Here is a 16,064-nt window from a genome sequence, read left to right on the forward strand (position 1 = left end):
GCTCCGCCGAAGGGTTCATTCTGTCGGTGGCTGGCCGTAGGGTACCGGCATGGACATCATCTTGGTTCCCGGATTCTGGTTGGACGCGTCGTCGTGGTCGGAAGTCACTCCTCCCCTTGTCTCAGCAGGACATAGGGTGCACCCGCTCACCCTGCCCGGACTGGAGGCGGTTGATGCCCCGAGATCCGGTATCGGCCTGCGGGATCACATTGACGCGGTGGTGGCTGCGGTAGACGCCGTCGGAAATCCCGTTGTCTTGGTGGGCCACTCGGGCGGAGGTGCCATCATTCATGGCGCCGTCGACGCCCGTCCGGACCGTGTGGTCCGCGCTGTTTACGTGGACAGCGGCCCGCTCGGCGAGGGCGGGGTCATCAACGATGAACTACCGGTCGACGGCGACGCCGTACCGCTGCCGCCGTGGGAACTTTTCGAGGATGAAGACCTGGTTGACCTCAGCGAAGAACTGCGGGCCGCCTTCCGCTCACGCGCCATCCCGGAACCGAAGGACGTGACCACGGACAAGCAACGCTTGCACGATGTGCGCCGCTATGACGTCCCGGCCACCATCATCGCGTGCGAATTCCCCTCCAGCCTCCTGGCAGAGTGGATCGAATCCGGCCACCCCTTCGTGGCCGAGCTCCGCCGTATCAAGGACGTCGAATTCATGGATCTGCCCACCGGTCACTGGCCCCAATTCACCAAGCCCACTGAACTCGGGGAAGCCATTCTCACTGCGGTCGAACGGACAGAGTAGGGGTTCATGGTGGATCCTCAGGCAGCCCGAATATAGTCTCAGAAAGAAAGAGCCCTTATGAGGAGGAACATGTGAGCGTCCCACCCGGTAGAGCAACACCCGGCCCTGCACCCGCGCCGGGCTGGTATCCGGACCCATCAGGTTCGGGACAGCTTCGATGGTGGGACGGCAGGGCATGGACGGGAGGCCTCGGAGGCCCGCAGCATCCGGTTCAACGCGCAGCGCGCCCGCACATCAGTCAGCAGACTCCGGTCTACAACGCCTTCATCTGGCTGATTGTGGGGCTCCCCGCACTTCCGTTGATCATGCTGCTTTTCTGGAACCCGGGCCTACGGCTAAGGACCATCGGCGCAGGACGCGTCCAGACGGCAGACATGTCGTCAATATTCACTCTGCCGTACATTCTGATTGTCACCAGTTCCCTGCTCATCTATGCGGTCTCCGTTTTCATGGCCTACCTGGATTGGCAGAGATTGAACAGAGACGGCGTTGTCCGTCCGTTCCATTGGGCCTGGGTTTTCCTAAGCCGGGAGGTCTATGTGATTGGCCGCTCCATCATCGTCAACCAAGTTGCTCCACGGCGCGGACTCGCGCCGATATGGGCGACGATTGGTGTGGCAGTTCTGGCTGTAGTCATTGTCAGCATCAAGGTATCCGTCATGTTCTCGACGATAGCTACCCAGCTTCCGACGATGTGATCCACGCAGCCCCGCGCGACTAGGGCCGCGGAAACCTTCTGAAGCCCACTACGCCGCCGGCGGCGATCAGGGCTCCACCGAATGCCAGCAGGATCCCGGCCACGGAAACGGTTGGTGCCACGGGTTGGCTCGTTTGGACTGGCTCGCCGGGGCTCAGCGGGGCCGCGGCGTCCACCGCTGCATTCTGCGTCGGAGGGGCCGGACTCGAAGCGATCTGCACGGGTGCTGCGGACCCCGCCGCAACCGCGGGAGTTGCCTTGGTAGGCTGCGGCTGCACGGTCGGCTGCGACGAAGCGAAGTTGTTAGGCGCCGGGGTGCTGACGGGTGGAATCGCGGTTCCCGGATCTGGCTGGGGTTGCGGCTGGACCGGCGCGCTAGGCGCGGGAGTAGTTGGTTTGACCGACGGGCTGGGAGTTGGAGAGCCTCCCGGAGAGCAGGTCCCGAACAGCCCCAGAAGGCCCGGTGAATTGCAAGATTCAGCCGCCGCCGGTTCCGCCGATGCAAGCGCCGTCAGGCACAAAGCGAAAGCCAGCGCGACAAGGACTCGTGGAACCTTCCGGCTAGTCATGGCATCGACTCTACCTACTGTGCGGCAACTTGTGGGGCACGCGGTTCCCCGCCGAGCTCTACAGCCAACACCCGGATGGTCTCGCGGCTTCATCCGCTGCCGCATGGAGACCCCCGGATTCTCAGGGCGTGATCGGGCCTTCCATGATGCGGAACGCGAGCGAAACGTCGCCTTGGATGACCGCGGATTCCGCGAGGTTTGAGCGCCCCCAGAGGCCGAGGTACATAGAGTGCAGAGGCGCGGTGATCGACGCTCCAACCGGCCCCTGTCCGAGGGTCCAGCTACCGGCCTCCGGCACCTCGAAGGTCACCGCCGCTTCCGGTTGCGGCATCCGTCCCAGCCGCAGCTGGCGCGGGGCAAACATTGCCAAGACTTCGTCGATTCCGTCGATCATGAAGTCCCGTTCAAAGCCGGGGGCCTCCGCTTCCAATGCCAGGCAGGCGTCGACAAGATGGATTGCATGTTCGTGAGCCTGGCGTTGAAGCCAGAATCCTGCCTTTCGCGGAGGCGGACCGAAATTCCAGCATTCTTTTTCGGGGTCCACTCCCTCGATTGCCTCCAGGAAGGCGTTTGCTCCCTCGAGGAACCAGGTTGCTCCGCCAGAGGACGGTGCGGGCGATTGCTCGACGTACCTCCCATGGCGCACAATTTCCGCAGCCCACCGTTCGATTGAACCGATGTGCCCAAAAAGCCCATCGAGTGACCAACCCGGACATGTTGGAACGGAACGTGTCAGCTGGGCTTCGGTTTGCCTCGCAAGGGTGCTGAGCTGATGGACGAAGGTGGACAGCTCGGAAATGTAGCGATCTGGCGACATTGCTTGAGCATAACGCGCGATCACGGGCGGCCAGTGTCGCGGAAAATCGTGCGATGTCGCGGGAAAACGGCGAGACGACAAATTTTTCCTACGCGATGTCCTTTTGGCGACGTCTCCGCCGTCGTACTGATGTATCAACCGACAAGAAGGAGTCATCGTGGAGTACATGCTTTTCATTTGTAGCGATCCCGCCGCGCCGAAATATGTCGCAGCCGAGGACAATATCGTGGAATGGGTGGCCGAGATGGAAGCGCGGGGTGTCTCCCGTCATGGTGACCGGCTGCGCCCCGTCGAGGATGCGACCACCGTCACGGTGCGAGGGGGCGAGGTGGTCGTCTCGGATGGGCCGTTTGCGGAAACGAAAGAATGGATCGCCGGGTATGACATCATCGCGTGTGCCGATCTCGATGAGGCAATTGAGGTGGCGTCTAAGCATCCCATGGCAAAATTCGGCAAGATCGAGATCAGGCCTGTGTGGCCGCTCGGGCTGTAGCGGTTCGGCCGATGGGCCGCACTTTTGATCGAGGAGCGCTGAAGTGGCACCAGAGCTGACTGACGCAAGGACCGCCGTCGAGACCGCTTCCGCAGAGGAGACGGCGCGAATCACCGCAACTCTCATCCGCGTGACGGGCGACTGGAGCCTGGCGGAGGATTGTGTCCAGGATGCGTTCGCCCGCGCCTTGGTCGACTGGCCGGAGAACGGCATTCCGCGGAACCCCGGGGCGTGGCTGACAACTGTGGCCAGGAACAGGGCGATCGATCGAATGCGGAGTGCGGCCAGCGAAAAGAGGGCCGTCCGTGAGCTCGCGATTCTCGCTGAGCTCGAAGGGCTGGCTGAAGATGCGGGCAGCGATCCAGGGGCCGACGACGACCGGTTGCGGCTGATCTTCACCTGCTGTCACCCTGCCCTCCCGCTCGAAGCGCGGGTGGCACTGACGCTGCGCACGGTCGCGGGGCTGACGACCGGTGAGATAGCGCGTGCGTTCCTCGTCTCGGAAGCAACCATGTCCAAAAGGCTCGTCCGCGCGCGGGCCAAGATAAGGGATGCCGGAATCCCCTATCGGGTACCGCCGCCTGAGCTGAGATCCGAACGCACCGCCGGGGTCCTGGTCGTGCTCTATCTCATGTTCAACGAAGGCTATTCGGCTACCGGTGGCGAATCGTTGATCCGCGAACCTCTTGTCCGGGAAGCGATTCGCCTCAACCGGTTGCTTGTTTCGTTGCTCCACGGTTCGTCCCATGAAGCCGAGGCCGCGGGCCTCCTGGCGCTCATGCTGTTCCATCATGCCCGGCGTAGCTCGCGAACGGACGCCGCGGGTGACTTGGTGACATTGGAGGAGCAGGACCGCGATTTATGGGATCAGGCCGAGATCGCAGAAGCCGTGGCGCTGCTTGCGGCTGCTGAACGGTCAGGAATTTCACGCCGTTCCCGGCCAGGGAACTACCGTCTCCAGGCGGCCATTGCGGCGTGCCACATGACCGCCCGCACTTCCAGCAGTACAGATTTCGCCCGGGTGGCCATGCTGTACGACTCCCTGGCGCACATTGCTCCGTCACCGGTGGTTGAGCTCAACCGGGCCGTCGCCGTCGCGATGTCCCAAGGACCGGAGGCGGGGCTTGCCCTGATCTATCAGCTGGACCGAACACGATCACTCGAGGGGTACTACCTCTTGCCTGCCGCGAAAGCCGACCTCCTGCGCCGCCTGGGCAGGAAGACAGAGGCCAGGAACGCATATCAGCGGGCCCTGGAACTCGCACCCTCTGAGGCGGAGCGCCGCTACCTCGGTAAACGCTTAGCGGAGACCAGCCCCGGACTTTCCTCAGAATCCGCCGAAAACGGGCGAACCCAATCCGCCGAAAAGGAGCACGAATGAAACACCTCCTGCTGATTCAAAACAACATGGACACGTGGAACGCACTCCCCGCGTCGGAGATCGAGGCGATCATGGAGGCGCACAATTCGTTGCAGCAGGAACTCAGGGCCTCGGGAGAATTCGTGGAGGCCCATGAGCTGGGTGAGGAGTCCAAATTCGTCAGAAACAACGGAGCCGGGTTCACTGTGACGGACGGTCCGTTTATCGAGACGAAGGAAATCGCGGCCGGCTACTACATCGTGGACTGCGTGGACATGGCCCGCGCTGTGGAAATCGCAGGCAAGTTGGGAGAGGCCAAGCTGTGGCCAATCGAAGTACGCGCGATAGACCCGCGCCGCGAGGACGTACTACGAGCCTGAGCCCGGTGCCTGCAACGCGCCACGTGAACAGGCTATGAGCTACGTTCTGGCGCCCGGCCGAACGGGGATATAGCTACTCGAAACGCACAACGTTCCATTCAAGGATTCGCGGGTCCGCGAGGCCCTGGATGACGAACGGATCGCCGGCGATGAAGTGCTCGGCGTCCTCGCGCGAAGTGAAGATTCCCATCGACCCGGCAGCCGGGTCAGGGGTCTGAAACGAGCCAAGAGCAACAAGCCCGCCACCGTCGGCACGGAACGCCTCATAGAAGGCCTTGTGGCGCGGATACGTCTCGAGAATGCGCGAACGATCAACACCCTCGCGCAAGCTGTACATCACGACGAATTCCATGGCCCGATCCTACCCATGATGATCAGCAGCTGACAGGCAGATCGTAGCCCTGCGGAAGGGGGACTCGACAAGCCAATACGGTTCCCACTCCCTTCGGTTCCCCACGAACGCCCTGGGCTCTAATCACTTGGGCTCAATCGCCCAGTTCCCCCAGAATCCGGGCTAGCTCAGCGCGATCCCCGGCACTGAGCCGCGCAAAGTACTCGGAAGACTTCCCGCGCCGTTCGGCACTGATCGTCGCAAAAAGCCGTTGGCCGGCCGCGGTGGCCGTGACCAGGGTGGCCCGCCGGTCTGTGGGATCGGGCTCGCGACGGACCAGGCCCTTGCCCTCGAGTTGGTCCACCACTTCCGTCGCCGAACGCGGCGCAATACGCAGCCGTTCCGCCAGGTCCTTCAGGCGCATCGGGTCCCCGGCCGCCGCGGCACCCTGCCCCGCAGGCGAGTCGGCAGGCGCCACGCTCTGCCCCACAGGCGAGTCCGCCGGCGCCACGCCCTGCCCCCGAGGCGAGCCGACAACCGGGCCCCCTGCCGTCGGAGAACCGAACGGACGCCGTCGCATTAGGGTCATCAGCGCCCGCCACTGGTGCGGCGTCAGGTCCCACGGCGCCAGCTGCTCGGCCCAGGTCCGGCGCAGTCCCCGGAAAGCAGCGTGGAAGAGATCGCCAAGATCGGCGGAATCAGAGGGCTGTGAGTGCATGCTGACAGTCTAGCAATTTGACCACCTACCACATAGTGAGGTAACCTCTTCATTATTGGTTGCGATTCCCGCGCCCCGTTCACCACGGGAGGTGGTGCTATGACGGAGAACATCCTCACCCACAATCCTGCCCAGCCAGGGCACCCGCAGCTCCGGCGCAGGAGGTCCCGGAGTAAGAGGTCCCGGCCGCGGCCCCGCTCGCCTCAATCCCGCCGACCGCACGCAGCTGAAACAGCATCCCGTGAGCCTCAAACGAATCGCCGGGCTGTTCACACCGCACAAAGTGACCATTGCCGCCGTCGTGCTTCTCATCAGCGCTTCCAGCATCATCGGCCTGGCGCAGCCGTTCCTGGTCCGCCACATCATCGACGTCGCTCTCCCTGGCAAGGATCTGCCGCTTCTCGCGTGGCTGGCCGCCGGATTGATCGCCGTGGCAGCCGCAACCGCACTCATTGGCGTGATGCAGACCTGGATGACCACGGGCATGGGCCAGAAGATCATGCACACGCTGCGCACGCGCTTGTTCACGCACCTGCAGCAGCAATCACTGGGATTCTTTACCCGGACCCGCAGCGGCGAGGTGCAGTCGCGGTTGAACAACGACATTTCCGGCCTGCAGCAGGTCATCACCTCCACCGCGACCGGTGTTGCGTCCAACCTGACCACGGCGATCGCCACAGCCATTGCCATGGTGGCCATTTCACCCGGGCTCTCACTCCTGTCCCTGATAGTGATCCCACCAGCTGTTTGGTTCACCCGCCGGGTGGCCTTGCTCCGGCGCAACTTCACGTCCACGCTGCAAAGCGAATTGGCCACCATGAACACGCAGGTCGAAGAAGGGCTGTCAGTCTCCGGCGTCCGGCTCTCCAAAACCCTCGGAACCACTAAGCGCGACGCCCACCGCTACACGGAAAGCTCCAAACGGCTGATCGGCCTGGAGATGCGCTCCCAGCTGGCTGGTCGCTGGCGGATGTCCACGATGGGCATCATCTTCTCGGCCATTCCGGCGCTGATCTACCTGGCCGCTGGCTTGCCCGTCACGAGCGGAGGCATGACCATTGGCACGCTCGTCGCGTTTACCGCACTCCAGGGCGCCATCTTCCGCCCCGTTATGAGCCTGCTGGACCTCGGCGTCCAATGGGTCACAGCGATGGCCCTGTTTAGCCGCGTCTTTGAGTACCTGGACTTGGCTCCCGAGATCACTGCCCCGGCGCGGCCCGTCCGGCTCGATCCGGCTGCAGCGCGCGGCGAGGTCCGTTTTGAGGGCGTCCGTTTCGCGTACGACGGCGGCACTGACGTTCTGCTCGGCATCGACCTTACGCTTCCGGCCGGCACCAGCACCGCAATCGTGGGTCCCACGGGCTCCGGAAAATCGACACTTGGCTCGCTGGTCCCGCGCTTGCATGACGCCACAGCAGGACGGATCACCATTGACGGTGTGGACGTCCGGGATATCGCCCCTGAGGACCTGACGAAAATCGTGGGTGTGGTGTCCCAGGAGACGTACCTGATTCACGACACCATCCGGGAAAACCTGCTGCTCGCAGCGCCCGACGCCGACGACGCAGTCCTCTGGAGCGCGCTGGGCTCCGCGCAGATCGCGGATCTGATCGCAAGCTTGCCCGACGGCCTCGACACCGTGGTTGGCGCGCGGGGCCACCGGTTCTCCGGGGGAGAGCAGCAGCGCTTGGCCATTGCCCGAACCATCCTGCGCAATCCCAAAGTGCTGGTCCTCGACGAAGCTACCTCCGCCCTGGATAACGCCACCGAGGTGCAGGTGCAGGCGGCGCTCGACCGGCTGGCCGTTGGTCGGACCACCCTGACCATCGCCCACCGGCTCTCGACGGTCGAGAAAGCGGACCAACTGGCAGTTCTGGCCGGCGGCGCAATCGTGGAGCTCGGCATCCCTAGCCAGCTTCGCGATGCAGGAGGCGAATATGAGCGGCTCGTGGAGGGTAGGGAGACCGCGGGGTTCGCCGCCGCTGAGGCTGGCAGGGGCTGAGGAAATCACGGCATGAACCGGTACCCGATTCCCACCTCGGTCATCAGGTGGCGAGGATTCCCGGGTTCTGGTTCCAGTTTCCGGCGGAGCTGGGCCATGTACACGCGCAGGTAGTTGGCTTCTTTGGCATACGCCGGACCCCAAACCTCACTGAGTAGCTGCTGTTGGGTAATCAGCTTCTCCGGATTCCGTGCGAAGAGATCCAGGATCCTCCATTCGGTCGGCGTGAGCCGGACATCCTCGCCGTCGCGCGTCACGCGCCTCATGGCCAAGTCCACCGTGAACGACTCGGTGACCAACACCGGCAGTGCTTCGCCCGGATCGGCGGTGCGTCGCAGGATGGCCCGGAGGCGCGCCAAAAGCTCATCGAGCCCAAACGGCTTGGTGATGTAGTCGTCCGCACCCGCGTCCAGGGCTTCAACTTTGTCGTCGGAGCCATGGCGGGCCGAGAGCACCAGGATGGGCACACTGCTCCACGCCCGCAGGCGCGTGATGACAGTGGTTCCATCGATATCCGGCAGCCCGAGGTCAAGGATCAGGACCCCCACCGGATGCTGGGCCGCAGAGCGCAAGGCTGATTCGCCGTCGGACGCGGTGGCCACGGTGTAACCGTGGGCTTGGAGCGTAATCCGCAAAGCCTTGACGATATGGGGATCGTCGTCCACTACCAGGACGTTGCTCATCTCGCCTCCCTGGAGGGATCATTGGGACTGCCCGACGGCGGCCGGTGCCGGCGTTCCAAGAGAACCGATTGCGCTTCCAAGGGAGCCTGTGTTTCGTCCTGTGGGAACGTGATCCCGGTAGACAGTGGAAGCCGGATGACCATAGTCAGGCCACCGCCAGGAGTCTCTTCCGCGGTGAGAGTGCCCCCCATCGCTTCGGTGAATCCCTTGGCCACGGCGAGCCCCAAACCGACCCCGGTGGTGGACGGTACGTCGTTAAGGCGCTGGAACGGCTGAAACATCCTGACGACGCTTCCCTTCGGAACTCCCTGGCCGTGATCGATGATGCAGAGTTCTCCGGACGGCCGCCCGTTCAGGGTTGAGGAGCTGAGTCCGCCGGCGGCCCCGACCAGCACTACATCGGAATCCGGGGCGTACTTGATCGCGTTCTCCACGATGTTGGCAATGACCCGTTCCAGCATCCCGGCGTCGGCATCGATCTCCGGCATATTTCCCGGCAGGTCAACTCGCACGCGCCCGGCCGGTACACCATGCAGGGCCGCCGGAATCACTTCGTACCAGCGCACGGGGCGGATGAGGGCGTTCACCGAATCCGACGTAATGCGGGACATGTCCAGGAGATTCCCCACGAGCACGTCGAGCCTGTCAGAGCATTCCTCGATGGTTGCCAGCAGTTCCTGTTCCTCCTCAGGGGTGTACTGGACATTCGACTGCCGCAAGCCACCCACCGCCAATTTGATTCCGGCCAGCGGAGTCCGGAGGTCGTGCGAGACGGCGCGGAGAATGGACGTGCGCATCGTGTTGCTCTCGGCTAAACGCATCACTTCGCGGCGACTTGCAGCCAACTGCCGCCGCTCGAGTTGCGCCGAAAGATGCGCGGCGAAGGCGCTGAGCAGGCGGCGATCGCTGGCAGGCAGGATGCGGCCGGATAGAACCAAGCGGGTTCCGGCATCGATTTGCTCGGTGTTGTCGCCGCCGTCAGGAGCCGCCGGCGCAGCCTCCCCGGCTTTCGCGACGAGGCGCCAGCCGCCATTCGCCGCATCGGCGGAGACCGCAGAACCCGCAGCAGCGGAACGCGCGCCAGCAGAACCCACAGCCCTGAACAACGCCGCCCCGCGCATCTGGAACACGTCCAGTGCCTGCTTCAAGAGCCCTTCCACCGTGTCCTCTGCACTCGATGCCCCACGAGTGAGATCACCCAGCGTGGTGGCCTCGGCCCTGGCCCGAGCGGCCTCTTTGGAACGCCGGGCCGAGACGTCCACCACGGCCGCCACAGCGGCTGAAACGCCCACGAAAACCAGCAATGCCAGGATGTTCTCGGGGTCGCTGATGGTCAGGGTGCCCACGGGCGGGATGGAAAAGAAATTCACCAAAAGGCTGCTCCACAGGGCACCAAGGAGGGCGGGCCACAACCCACCTACCAGAGCCACTGCAACCGAGCCGGTCAGCTGGAGAAGCACAGCAGTCGTAATGTTGTGCGTTGGGCTCGCGGCCAGCAGGAGCTGCAGGATCACCGGCAGAACCACGGCCATCGCAAAGCCAACAATCACCCTGACGCGGCCAAAGTCCCGCTGCCGCGGACGGTCGACGCCCCGGCCGCCCAAGGGATGCGAAACCATGTGCACGTCGATGTCGCCAGAGTCCCGCACCACCCGGTTGCCGATTCCCCGGCCGGTCAGCCTCCCGGCCAGGGACCGCCGTCGGGAAATCCCGACGACGATCTGCGTCGCGTTCACGCTGCGGGCAAAGTCCAACAAGGCCTTCGCGGGATCCTCCCCCGCCACAATGTGATAACTCCCGCCTAAATCCCGGACCAAAAGTCGCTGGGCTTCGAGGGCCTGCGGCGATTCGGCGGCCACGCCATCCGCGGCGCGGACGTGCACGGCGAGCAAGTCGCCGCCGTTGACGCGCTTGAGAATCCGGGCAGCCCGGCGGACGAGCACCTCCCCCTCAGGGCCACCTGTGAGACCAATGACTATGCGTTCCCGGGTGGGCCAGCTCGCCTCGATTCCCTGTTCCAAGCGGTATTTCGCGAGCCCCTCGTCGACGCGGTCGGCCAGCCAGAGCAGGGCCAGTTCCCGGAGTGCGGTCAGGTTGCCGAGCCGGAAATAGTTGGACAGCGCGGCGTCGATCTTGTCCGCCGAATAGATCTTGCCGTCGCCCAGCCGCTGCCGCAGCAGCTCCGGTGAGATGTCCACAAGGTGGATTTGATCGGCGCGCCGCACAACGTCGTCGGGCACTGTTTCTGCCTGCCGGACATCGGTGATGGCGCTCACGACGTCGCCGAGGGAAGCCAGATGCTGCACGTTGACGGTCGAGAGGACGTTGATTCCTGCGTTAAGCAGCTCCTCAACGTCCTGCCAGCGCTTGGAATTGCGGCTTCCGGGAATGTTCGAGTGGGCGTACTCGTCGACGACGGCGGTCCGCGGCTTGCGAGTCAGGACGGCGTCGACGTCCATCTCTTCGAAGGCGGTGTCCCGGTACGCGACGGTGCGCGGCGGGATGACTTCCAATCCGTCCATCAAGGCACGGGTGTCGCTGCGTCCATGGTCCATAGCGAAAGCCACCACCACGTCTTCACCGCGCCCGCTCAGCCGGTGGGCCTCTTCGAGCATGGCGTAGGTTTTACCGACTCCCGGGGCCGCCCCGAGGAAAATACGCAACGTTGCCCGTGCCATGTGGTCATTCTTTCACTTGTTGAACGCAGCGGCCCCTTGCCGCGAAGACAGCCCCTTTCACTTGGTCGGCGCCGCTGCGGCTACGTCCAAGTTCAGTTCCGTGACGTTGACGGACGGCTGCCCCAGGAAGGCTTCAAGTCCAGTCATCGTGCGCCGGTCCACCATGGCCTGGACCGTTTCACGACTCAGTCCGTGCGCCGTCGCCACCCTGGGTACTTGGAGGCGGGCGTAGGCCACCGAGACCTGCGGATCCAGCCCGGAACCACTCGCCGTCACGGCGTCGGCGGGGACGTCGGACTCCTTGACCCCCTCTGCGGCGGCGACGGCGGCGCGGTTTGCTTTGACGGCGTCGAGCAGGTTGGAATCGTTGGGACCGAGGTTACTGGCACTGGACGCCCCCGGGTCCCACTTGGCCGCCGAGGGACGCGCATGGAACCACAGAGGACTCTGGGTGCCGGATTTATCGGCGGAGACCTGCGCGATCAGCGCCGAAGCCGCGGGCTTTCCGCTTGCGTCTTTCACGATGGAGCCATTGGCCTGGAACGGTGCAACGGCCTGCCCGATGCCGAAAATCGCCAACGGGTAGAGCAATCCAAGGACAACGGTGGCAAGGAGCAGAAACCGCAGGGCGGTTCCTGCCTGCCGAAGATAGCCGGAAAGGGTGTTCATGGTGGCCTCCTAGCCGATGCCGGGGATGAGGGAAATGAGCAGGTCGATGAGCTTGATCCCGATGAAGGGTGCCACGAGGCCGCCGAGTCCGTAGATCGCGAGGTTCCTGGCCAAGGCCCGGCTTGCCGAGACTGCGCGGTACTTGACGCCGCGCAGGGCGAGCGGAACCAAGGCGATGATGATCAGTGCGTTGAAGATCACGGCGGAAAGGATGGCCGAGGAAGGCGAAGCCAAGCCCATGATGTTCAAGAGGCCGAGTCCCGGAAATGCGCCTGTGAACAGTGCCGGAACAATCGCGAAGTACTTCGCGACGTCGTTGGCCACCGAGAACGTGGTCAAGGCACCGCGGGTGATGAGCAGCTGTTTGCCGATGCCCACGATGTTGATGAGCTTGGTGGGGTCAGAGTCGAGGTCCACCATGTTGGCGGCTTCCTTGGCGGCCGGAGTGCCCGAGTTCATCGCGACGCCGACATCCGCCGCGGCTAATGCCGGGGCATCGTTGGTGCCGTCGCCGGTCATCGCCACGAGCCGACCTTGCGACTGTTCGTCCTTAATGACAGCGAGTTTGTCTTCCGGGGTGGCCTCGGCAACGAAGTCGTCGACGCCGGACTCGGCGGCGATCGCTTTCGCGGTAATCGGGTTGTCGCCTGTGATCATGACGGTCCGAATACCCATCTTGCGCAGTTCGGCGAAGCGGGCGTGCATGCCCGGCTTGACCACGTCGGCGAGGTGGATGGTGCCCAGAACCCGGGCTCCGCCGTCGTCCGCGACGCCGGCCACCAACAGCGGGGTCCCGCCCTGGGCCGAGATTTCGCGCACTTTGCGGTCGACTTCGGGAGGCGTCAGCCCGCCCGCCTCGGCAACGAAGGCCGCGACGGCGGACGCGGCGCCCTTGCGGATCTTCCGCCCGTCGAGATCCAGGCCGCTCATGCGGGTGCTTGCGCTGAACTCGACTACCGCGAACTCCTCCGAGCCCTTCAGGAGCTCCGGCAGTTCCGGGCCGCCGACGCCCTTTTCCACGGCGAGTTCCACAATGGAACGTCCCTCGGGTGTTTCGTCAGCCAGGCTGGAGAGCCGGGCCGCTTCGATGAGTTCCGTCCGGTCGACGTCGTGGGCCGGGAAGAAGTTGATCGCGCGGCGGTTGCCGTAAGTGATGGTGCCGGTCTTGTCGAGCAGGAGCGTGGTGATGTCTCCGGCGGTCTCCACCGCGCGGCCGGAGGTTGCCAGGACGTTGTGCTGCACCAAGCGGTCCATACCGGCGATGCCGATGGCCGGGACCAACGCCCCGATAGTGGTGGGGATCAGGCAGACAAGCAGCGCCACCAGCACGATCGGCGACGGCGTCGCGCCCGCCAGGGAAGCGAACGGCGCCAAGCTCACGGTGACCGCCAGGAACACGATGGTCAAGGAGACCAGCAGGACGTGGAGGGCAATTTCGTTGGGCGTCTTTTGCCGGACGGCGCCTTCAACAAGCTTGATCATCCGGTCAATGAACGTTTCGCCGGCCTCGGCAGTGATTCGAACGGCGATCCGGTCCGAAAGGACCTTGGTGCCCCCGGTTACCGAGGAGCGGTCGCCACCGGATTCGCGAATGACGGGCGCCGATTCACCCGTGATGGTGGACTCGTCCACGCTCGCCAGGCCCTCGACGATTTCGCCGTCGGAAGGGATGACATCCCCGGCTTCGCAGATGACGACGTCATTCTTCCGCAGTTCCGTTCCCTGCACCTCTTTGAGGGTGCCATCCTCCAAGCGGAGCCTGGCAACAACGCCTTTCCGGCTGGCACGGAGGCTATCTGCCTGGGCCTTGCCGCGACCCTCGGCGATCGCCTCTGACAAGGTCCCGAATAGCACAGTCAGCCACAACCAGACCGTGACCGCGATGCTGAACACCGCCGGTTTGACGATGCAGATGGCAGTACAAAGGGCCGCACCCACCAGCACGGTGAACATCACGGGAGAGTGGATCATCTGGCGCGGCGCTAGCTTCTTCACCGCAACAGGTAGGGCGCTCCGGATGCTGGCGAAGTCCAGCTTGGCTGGAGCTTTGGTGTGGTGTTTGTGCTCGCCGGGAGTACCCAGGGGATTGCCGTCTGCGTAAGTCTGGGCAGCCGTGTCCTTGGCGAATACCGTGCTGGACCGGGTCATTTGAGGAGTCCTTCTGCGAGGGGGCCTAGGGAAAGGGCCGGGAAGTAGCTCAGGGCGGTCATGATCAACGTGACGCCGAGCAAGAGGGAACCGAAGAGCCAACCATGGGTCGGGACAGTGCCGGACGACGCCGGGATCTTGGGCTGTTTTGCCAGGGAACCAGCCAAGGCAAGCACCAGCACGATGGGCAGATAGCGGCCCAACAGCATGTCGACGCCGAGCATCGCGGACAGATATGGTCCCGAGCTCGTAATCCCGGCGAAGGCCGAGCCGTTGTTATTGGCTCCGGAGGTGAAGGCATAGAGCACTTCGCTGAACTGGTGCGGCCCGGAGGCGGGAGCGTTGGCCATGGCGTCCGGAAGCAGGACCGTGATCCCGGCGAGCGCCAGCACCACGGTGGGCGTCACCAGGATGTACATGGCCGCCAGCTTCATCTCGCGGGGTCCGATCTTCTTGCCCAGGAATTCCGGAGTGCGGCCCACCATGAGTCCGGCAATGAACACGGACACGATGGCGAGGATCAAGAGGCCGTAGAGTCCTGATCCGGTGCCACCAGGGGCCACCTCGCCGAGCATCATGTTCACCATGGCCATTCCACCGGCCAGGGGCGGCAGGGAATCGTGGGCAACGTTGACGGCCCCTGTGGACGTCAACGTTGTGGCCGTGGCGAAAATCGAGCTCTGCGCTGCGCCGAAGCGCTGCTCGAAGCCCTCACCCAAACCGCCGGCAGCCGCGGTTGCTGTTCCTTGGGCGGACGCGACGGCCCAGCCCATCAGCGCGGTGGAGCCCAACCAGAGCGTAGCCATAACCCCAACCACCGTGTACCCCTGACGCTGGTCCCCCACGATGCGGCCATAGGCATATGGCAGCGCAAAGGGGATCAGCAGGATCAAGAAGACTTCGAACATGCTGATGAACACGTTGGGGTTTTCGAATGGATGCGCCGAATTGGCATTAAAGTAGCCGCCGCCGTTGGTTCCCAAAATCTTGATGGCTTCTTGCGAAGCGACCGGACCGCCGGGAATCGTCTGTGTGATACCCGCGGCTTGGTTGGTGACATCTGTGGACCAGAAGTTCTGCACCACACCGCCGATGACCATCACAACGGCCGCGAGAACAGCCATGGGGAGCAGCACGCGGAAGGAGGTGCGGGCCAGGTCCACCCAGAAATTACCCAACCTGTCCGTCCGGGTCCGCGCGATGCCGCGGATCAGGGCGACCACCACCACAATTCCGACGGCGGCGGAGAGGAAGTTCTGCACGGCCAGGAGGCACATCTGCACGAAGATCCCCATGGTGGACTCAGGGACGTAGGTCTGCCAGTTGGTGTTGGTGGCAAAGGAGATGGCTGTGTTCATTGCCGTCCACGGGTCCACACCTGGCAAGGAGTTGTTCCCGGGGAGGACGCCTTGGAGCCGCTGGAGGAGGAACACCAGCAGGATGGACACGGCGGAGAAGACCAGGACACTTCGCAGGTAGATGGCCCAGCTCTGCTCGGTGCCCGGGTCCACGCCGGACAGCCGGTAGAACAACCGCTCCGCCCGGGTCGATTTCTCGCCTTCAAACACCCGGGCGAGGTAGACGCCCAGCGGCTTGTGCACCAAGACCAGCAACAGAAGCAGGACCCCTACTTGGGTAATGAAGGAGGCAATGCTGAAAACCATCCGCCATCACCACTTTTCCGGGTGGATCAAGACGGCCAACAAGTAGCCGAAGAGGCACAGGCCTGCAATGAACAGGACCAACCACATGATGGCGTCCACGC

16 protein-coding genes are annotated in these 16,064 nt (G+C 64.0%); 6 read left to right on the forward strand and 10 right to left on the reverse strand.

Annotation, left to right across the window (positions count from 1 at the left end):
* Positions 1 to 49: 49 nt before the first annotated feature.
* Positions 50 to 754, forward strand: a complete 705-nt coding sequence (locus ACF0H6_RS10955) for an alpha/beta fold hydrolase (RefSeq protein ID WP_395249621.1) — start codon at positions 50 to 52, stop codon at positions 752 to 754.
* A gap of 71 nt (positions 755 to 825) precedes the next feature.
* Positions 826 to 1,452 (forward strand): DUF2510 domain-containing protein, encoded by a 627-nt coding sequence (locus ACF0H6_RS10960; RefSeq protein WP_395249622.1) that lies wholly within the window; start codon positions 826 to 828, stop codon positions 1,450 to 1,452.
* Between the two features lie 19 nt (positions 1,453 to 1,471).
* Here ACF0H6_RS10960 and ACF0H6_RS10965 read toward each other — a convergent pair whose 3' ends face one another.
* Positions 1,472 to 2,020 (reverse strand): hypothetical protein, encoded by a 549-nt coding sequence (locus ACF0H6_RS10965; RefSeq protein ID WP_395249623.1) that lies wholly within the window; start codon positions 2,018 to 2,020, stop codon positions 1,472 to 1,474.
* 121 nt (positions 2,021 to 2,141) lie between these two features.
* A complete protein-coding gene (locus ACF0H6_RS10970) occupies positions 2,142 to 2,837 on the reverse strand; it encodes a maleylpyruvate isomerase family mycothiol-dependent enzyme (RefSeq protein WP_395249624.1) in 696 nt (231 codons plus the stop codon).
* 166 nt (positions 2,838 to 3,003) lie between these two features.
* On the opposite strand from ACF0H6_RS10970, the gene ACF0H6_RS10975 reads away from it, so the two are divergent.
* The 3 genes from ACF0H6_RS10975 to ACF0H6_RS10985 are packed head-to-tail and all read left to right on the forward strand — an operon-like array spanning position 3,004 to position 5,070.
* Positions 3,004 to 3,330, forward strand: a complete 327-nt coding sequence (locus ACF0H6_RS10975) for a YciI family protein (RefSeq protein ID WP_395249932.1) — start codon at positions 3,004 to 3,006, stop codon at positions 3,328 to 3,330.
* 43 nt (positions 3,331 to 3,373) lie between these two features.
* Positions 3,374 to 4,711, forward strand: coding sequence for an RNA polymerase sigma factor (locus ACF0H6_RS10980; protein ID WP_395249625.1), 1,338 nt, complete (start codon positions 3,374 to 3,376; stop codon positions 4,709 to 4,711).
* A complete protein-coding gene (locus ACF0H6_RS10985) occupies positions 4,708 to 5,070 on the forward strand; it encodes a YciI family protein (RefSeq protein ID WP_395249626.1) in 363 nt (120 codons plus the stop codon). Before ACF0H6_RS10980 ends, ACF0H6_RS10985 begins: the two co-directional genes overlap by 4 nt.
* 73 nt (positions 5,071 to 5,143) lie before the next feature.
* Here ACF0H6_RS10985 and ACF0H6_RS10990 read toward each other — a convergent pair whose 3' ends face one another.
* Together ACF0H6_RS10990 and ACF0H6_RS10995 are read right to left on the reverse strand one after the other, a co-directional pair.
* Entirely contained in the window at positions 5,144 to 5,422 is a 279-nt protein-coding gene (locus ACF0H6_RS10990) for a YciI family protein (protein ID WP_395249627.1), read from the reverse strand.
* A 133-nt stretch (positions 5,423 to 5,555) separates the two neighbouring features.
* Entirely contained in the window at positions 5,556 to 6,119 is a 564-nt protein-coding gene (locus tag ACF0H6_RS10995; RefSeq protein WP_395249628.1) for a MarR family winged helix-turn-helix transcriptional regulator, read from the reverse strand.
* A gap of 124 nt (positions 6,120 to 6,243) precedes the next feature.
* Here ACF0H6_RS10995 and ACF0H6_RS11000 point away from each other — a divergent pair, with 124 nt between their 5' ends.
* Positions 6,244 to 8,121, forward strand: a complete 1,878-nt coding sequence (locus tag ACF0H6_RS11000; RefSeq protein WP_395249933.1) for an ABC transporter ATP-binding protein — start codon at positions 6,244 to 6,246, stop codon at positions 8,119 to 8,121.
* Positions 8,122 to 8,126: 5 nt separating this feature from the next.
* Here the strand turns inward: ACF0H6_RS11000 and ACF0H6_RS11005 are convergent, their stop codons facing one another.
* From ACF0H6_RS11005 to ACF0H6_RS11030, 6 genes are read right to left on the reverse strand one after another with little or no spacing between them, the layout of a single operon-like run.
* On the reverse strand, positions 8,127 to 8,804 hold the full coding sequence (locus ACF0H6_RS11005) for a response regulator (RefSeq protein WP_395249629.1): 678 nt from the start codon (positions 8,802 to 8,804) through the stop codon (positions 8,127 to 8,129).
* Positions 8,801 to 11,482: a DUF4118 domain-containing protein gene (locus ACF0H6_RS11010; protein ID WP_395249630.1), complete on the reverse strand. Its 2,682-nt coding sequence runs from the start codon at positions 11,480 to 11,482 to the stop codon at positions 8,801 to 8,803. The genes ACF0H6_RS11005 and ACF0H6_RS11010 overlap by 4 nt, the downstream gene beginning before the upstream one ends.
* 57 nt (positions 11,483 to 11,539) lie before the next feature.
* Positions 11,540 to 12,151: a K(+)-transporting ATPase subunit C gene (kdpC, locus tag ACF0H6_RS11015; protein WP_395249631.1), complete on the reverse strand. Its 612-nt coding sequence runs from the start codon at positions 12,149 to 12,151 to the stop codon at positions 11,540 to 11,542.
* 9 nt (positions 12,152 to 12,160) lie between these two features.
* Positions 12,161 to 14,299 carry a potassium-transporting ATPase subunit KdpB gene (gene kdpB, locus ACF0H6_RS11020; RefSeq protein WP_395249632.1) on the reverse strand — a complete coding sequence of 713 codons (2,139 nt, stop codon included), beginning with the start codon at positions 14,297 to 14,299 and terminating at the stop codon, positions 12,161 to 12,163.
* Entirely contained in the window at positions 14,296 to 15,963 is a 1,668-nt protein-coding gene (gene kdpA / locus ACF0H6_RS11025; protein WP_395249633.1) for a potassium-transporting ATPase subunit KdpA, read from the reverse strand. The genes kdpB and kdpA overlap by 4 nt, the downstream gene beginning before the upstream one ends.
* A 6-nt stretch (positions 15,964 to 15,969) precedes the next feature.
* Complete coding sequence (locus tag ACF0H6_RS11030; RefSeq protein ID WP_395249634.1) at positions 15,970 to 16,062, reverse strand: potassium-transporting ATPase subunit F; 93 nt, start codon at positions 16,060 to 16,062, stop codon at positions 15,970 to 15,972.
* Positions 16,063 to 16,064: the final 2 nt, after the last annotated feature.

It is taken from the genome of Arthrobacter sp. NA-172 (genome assembly GCF_043952055.1).
Taxonomy (GTDB): Bacteria; Actinomycetota; Actinomycetes; order Actinomycetales; family Micrococcaceae; genus Arthrobacter.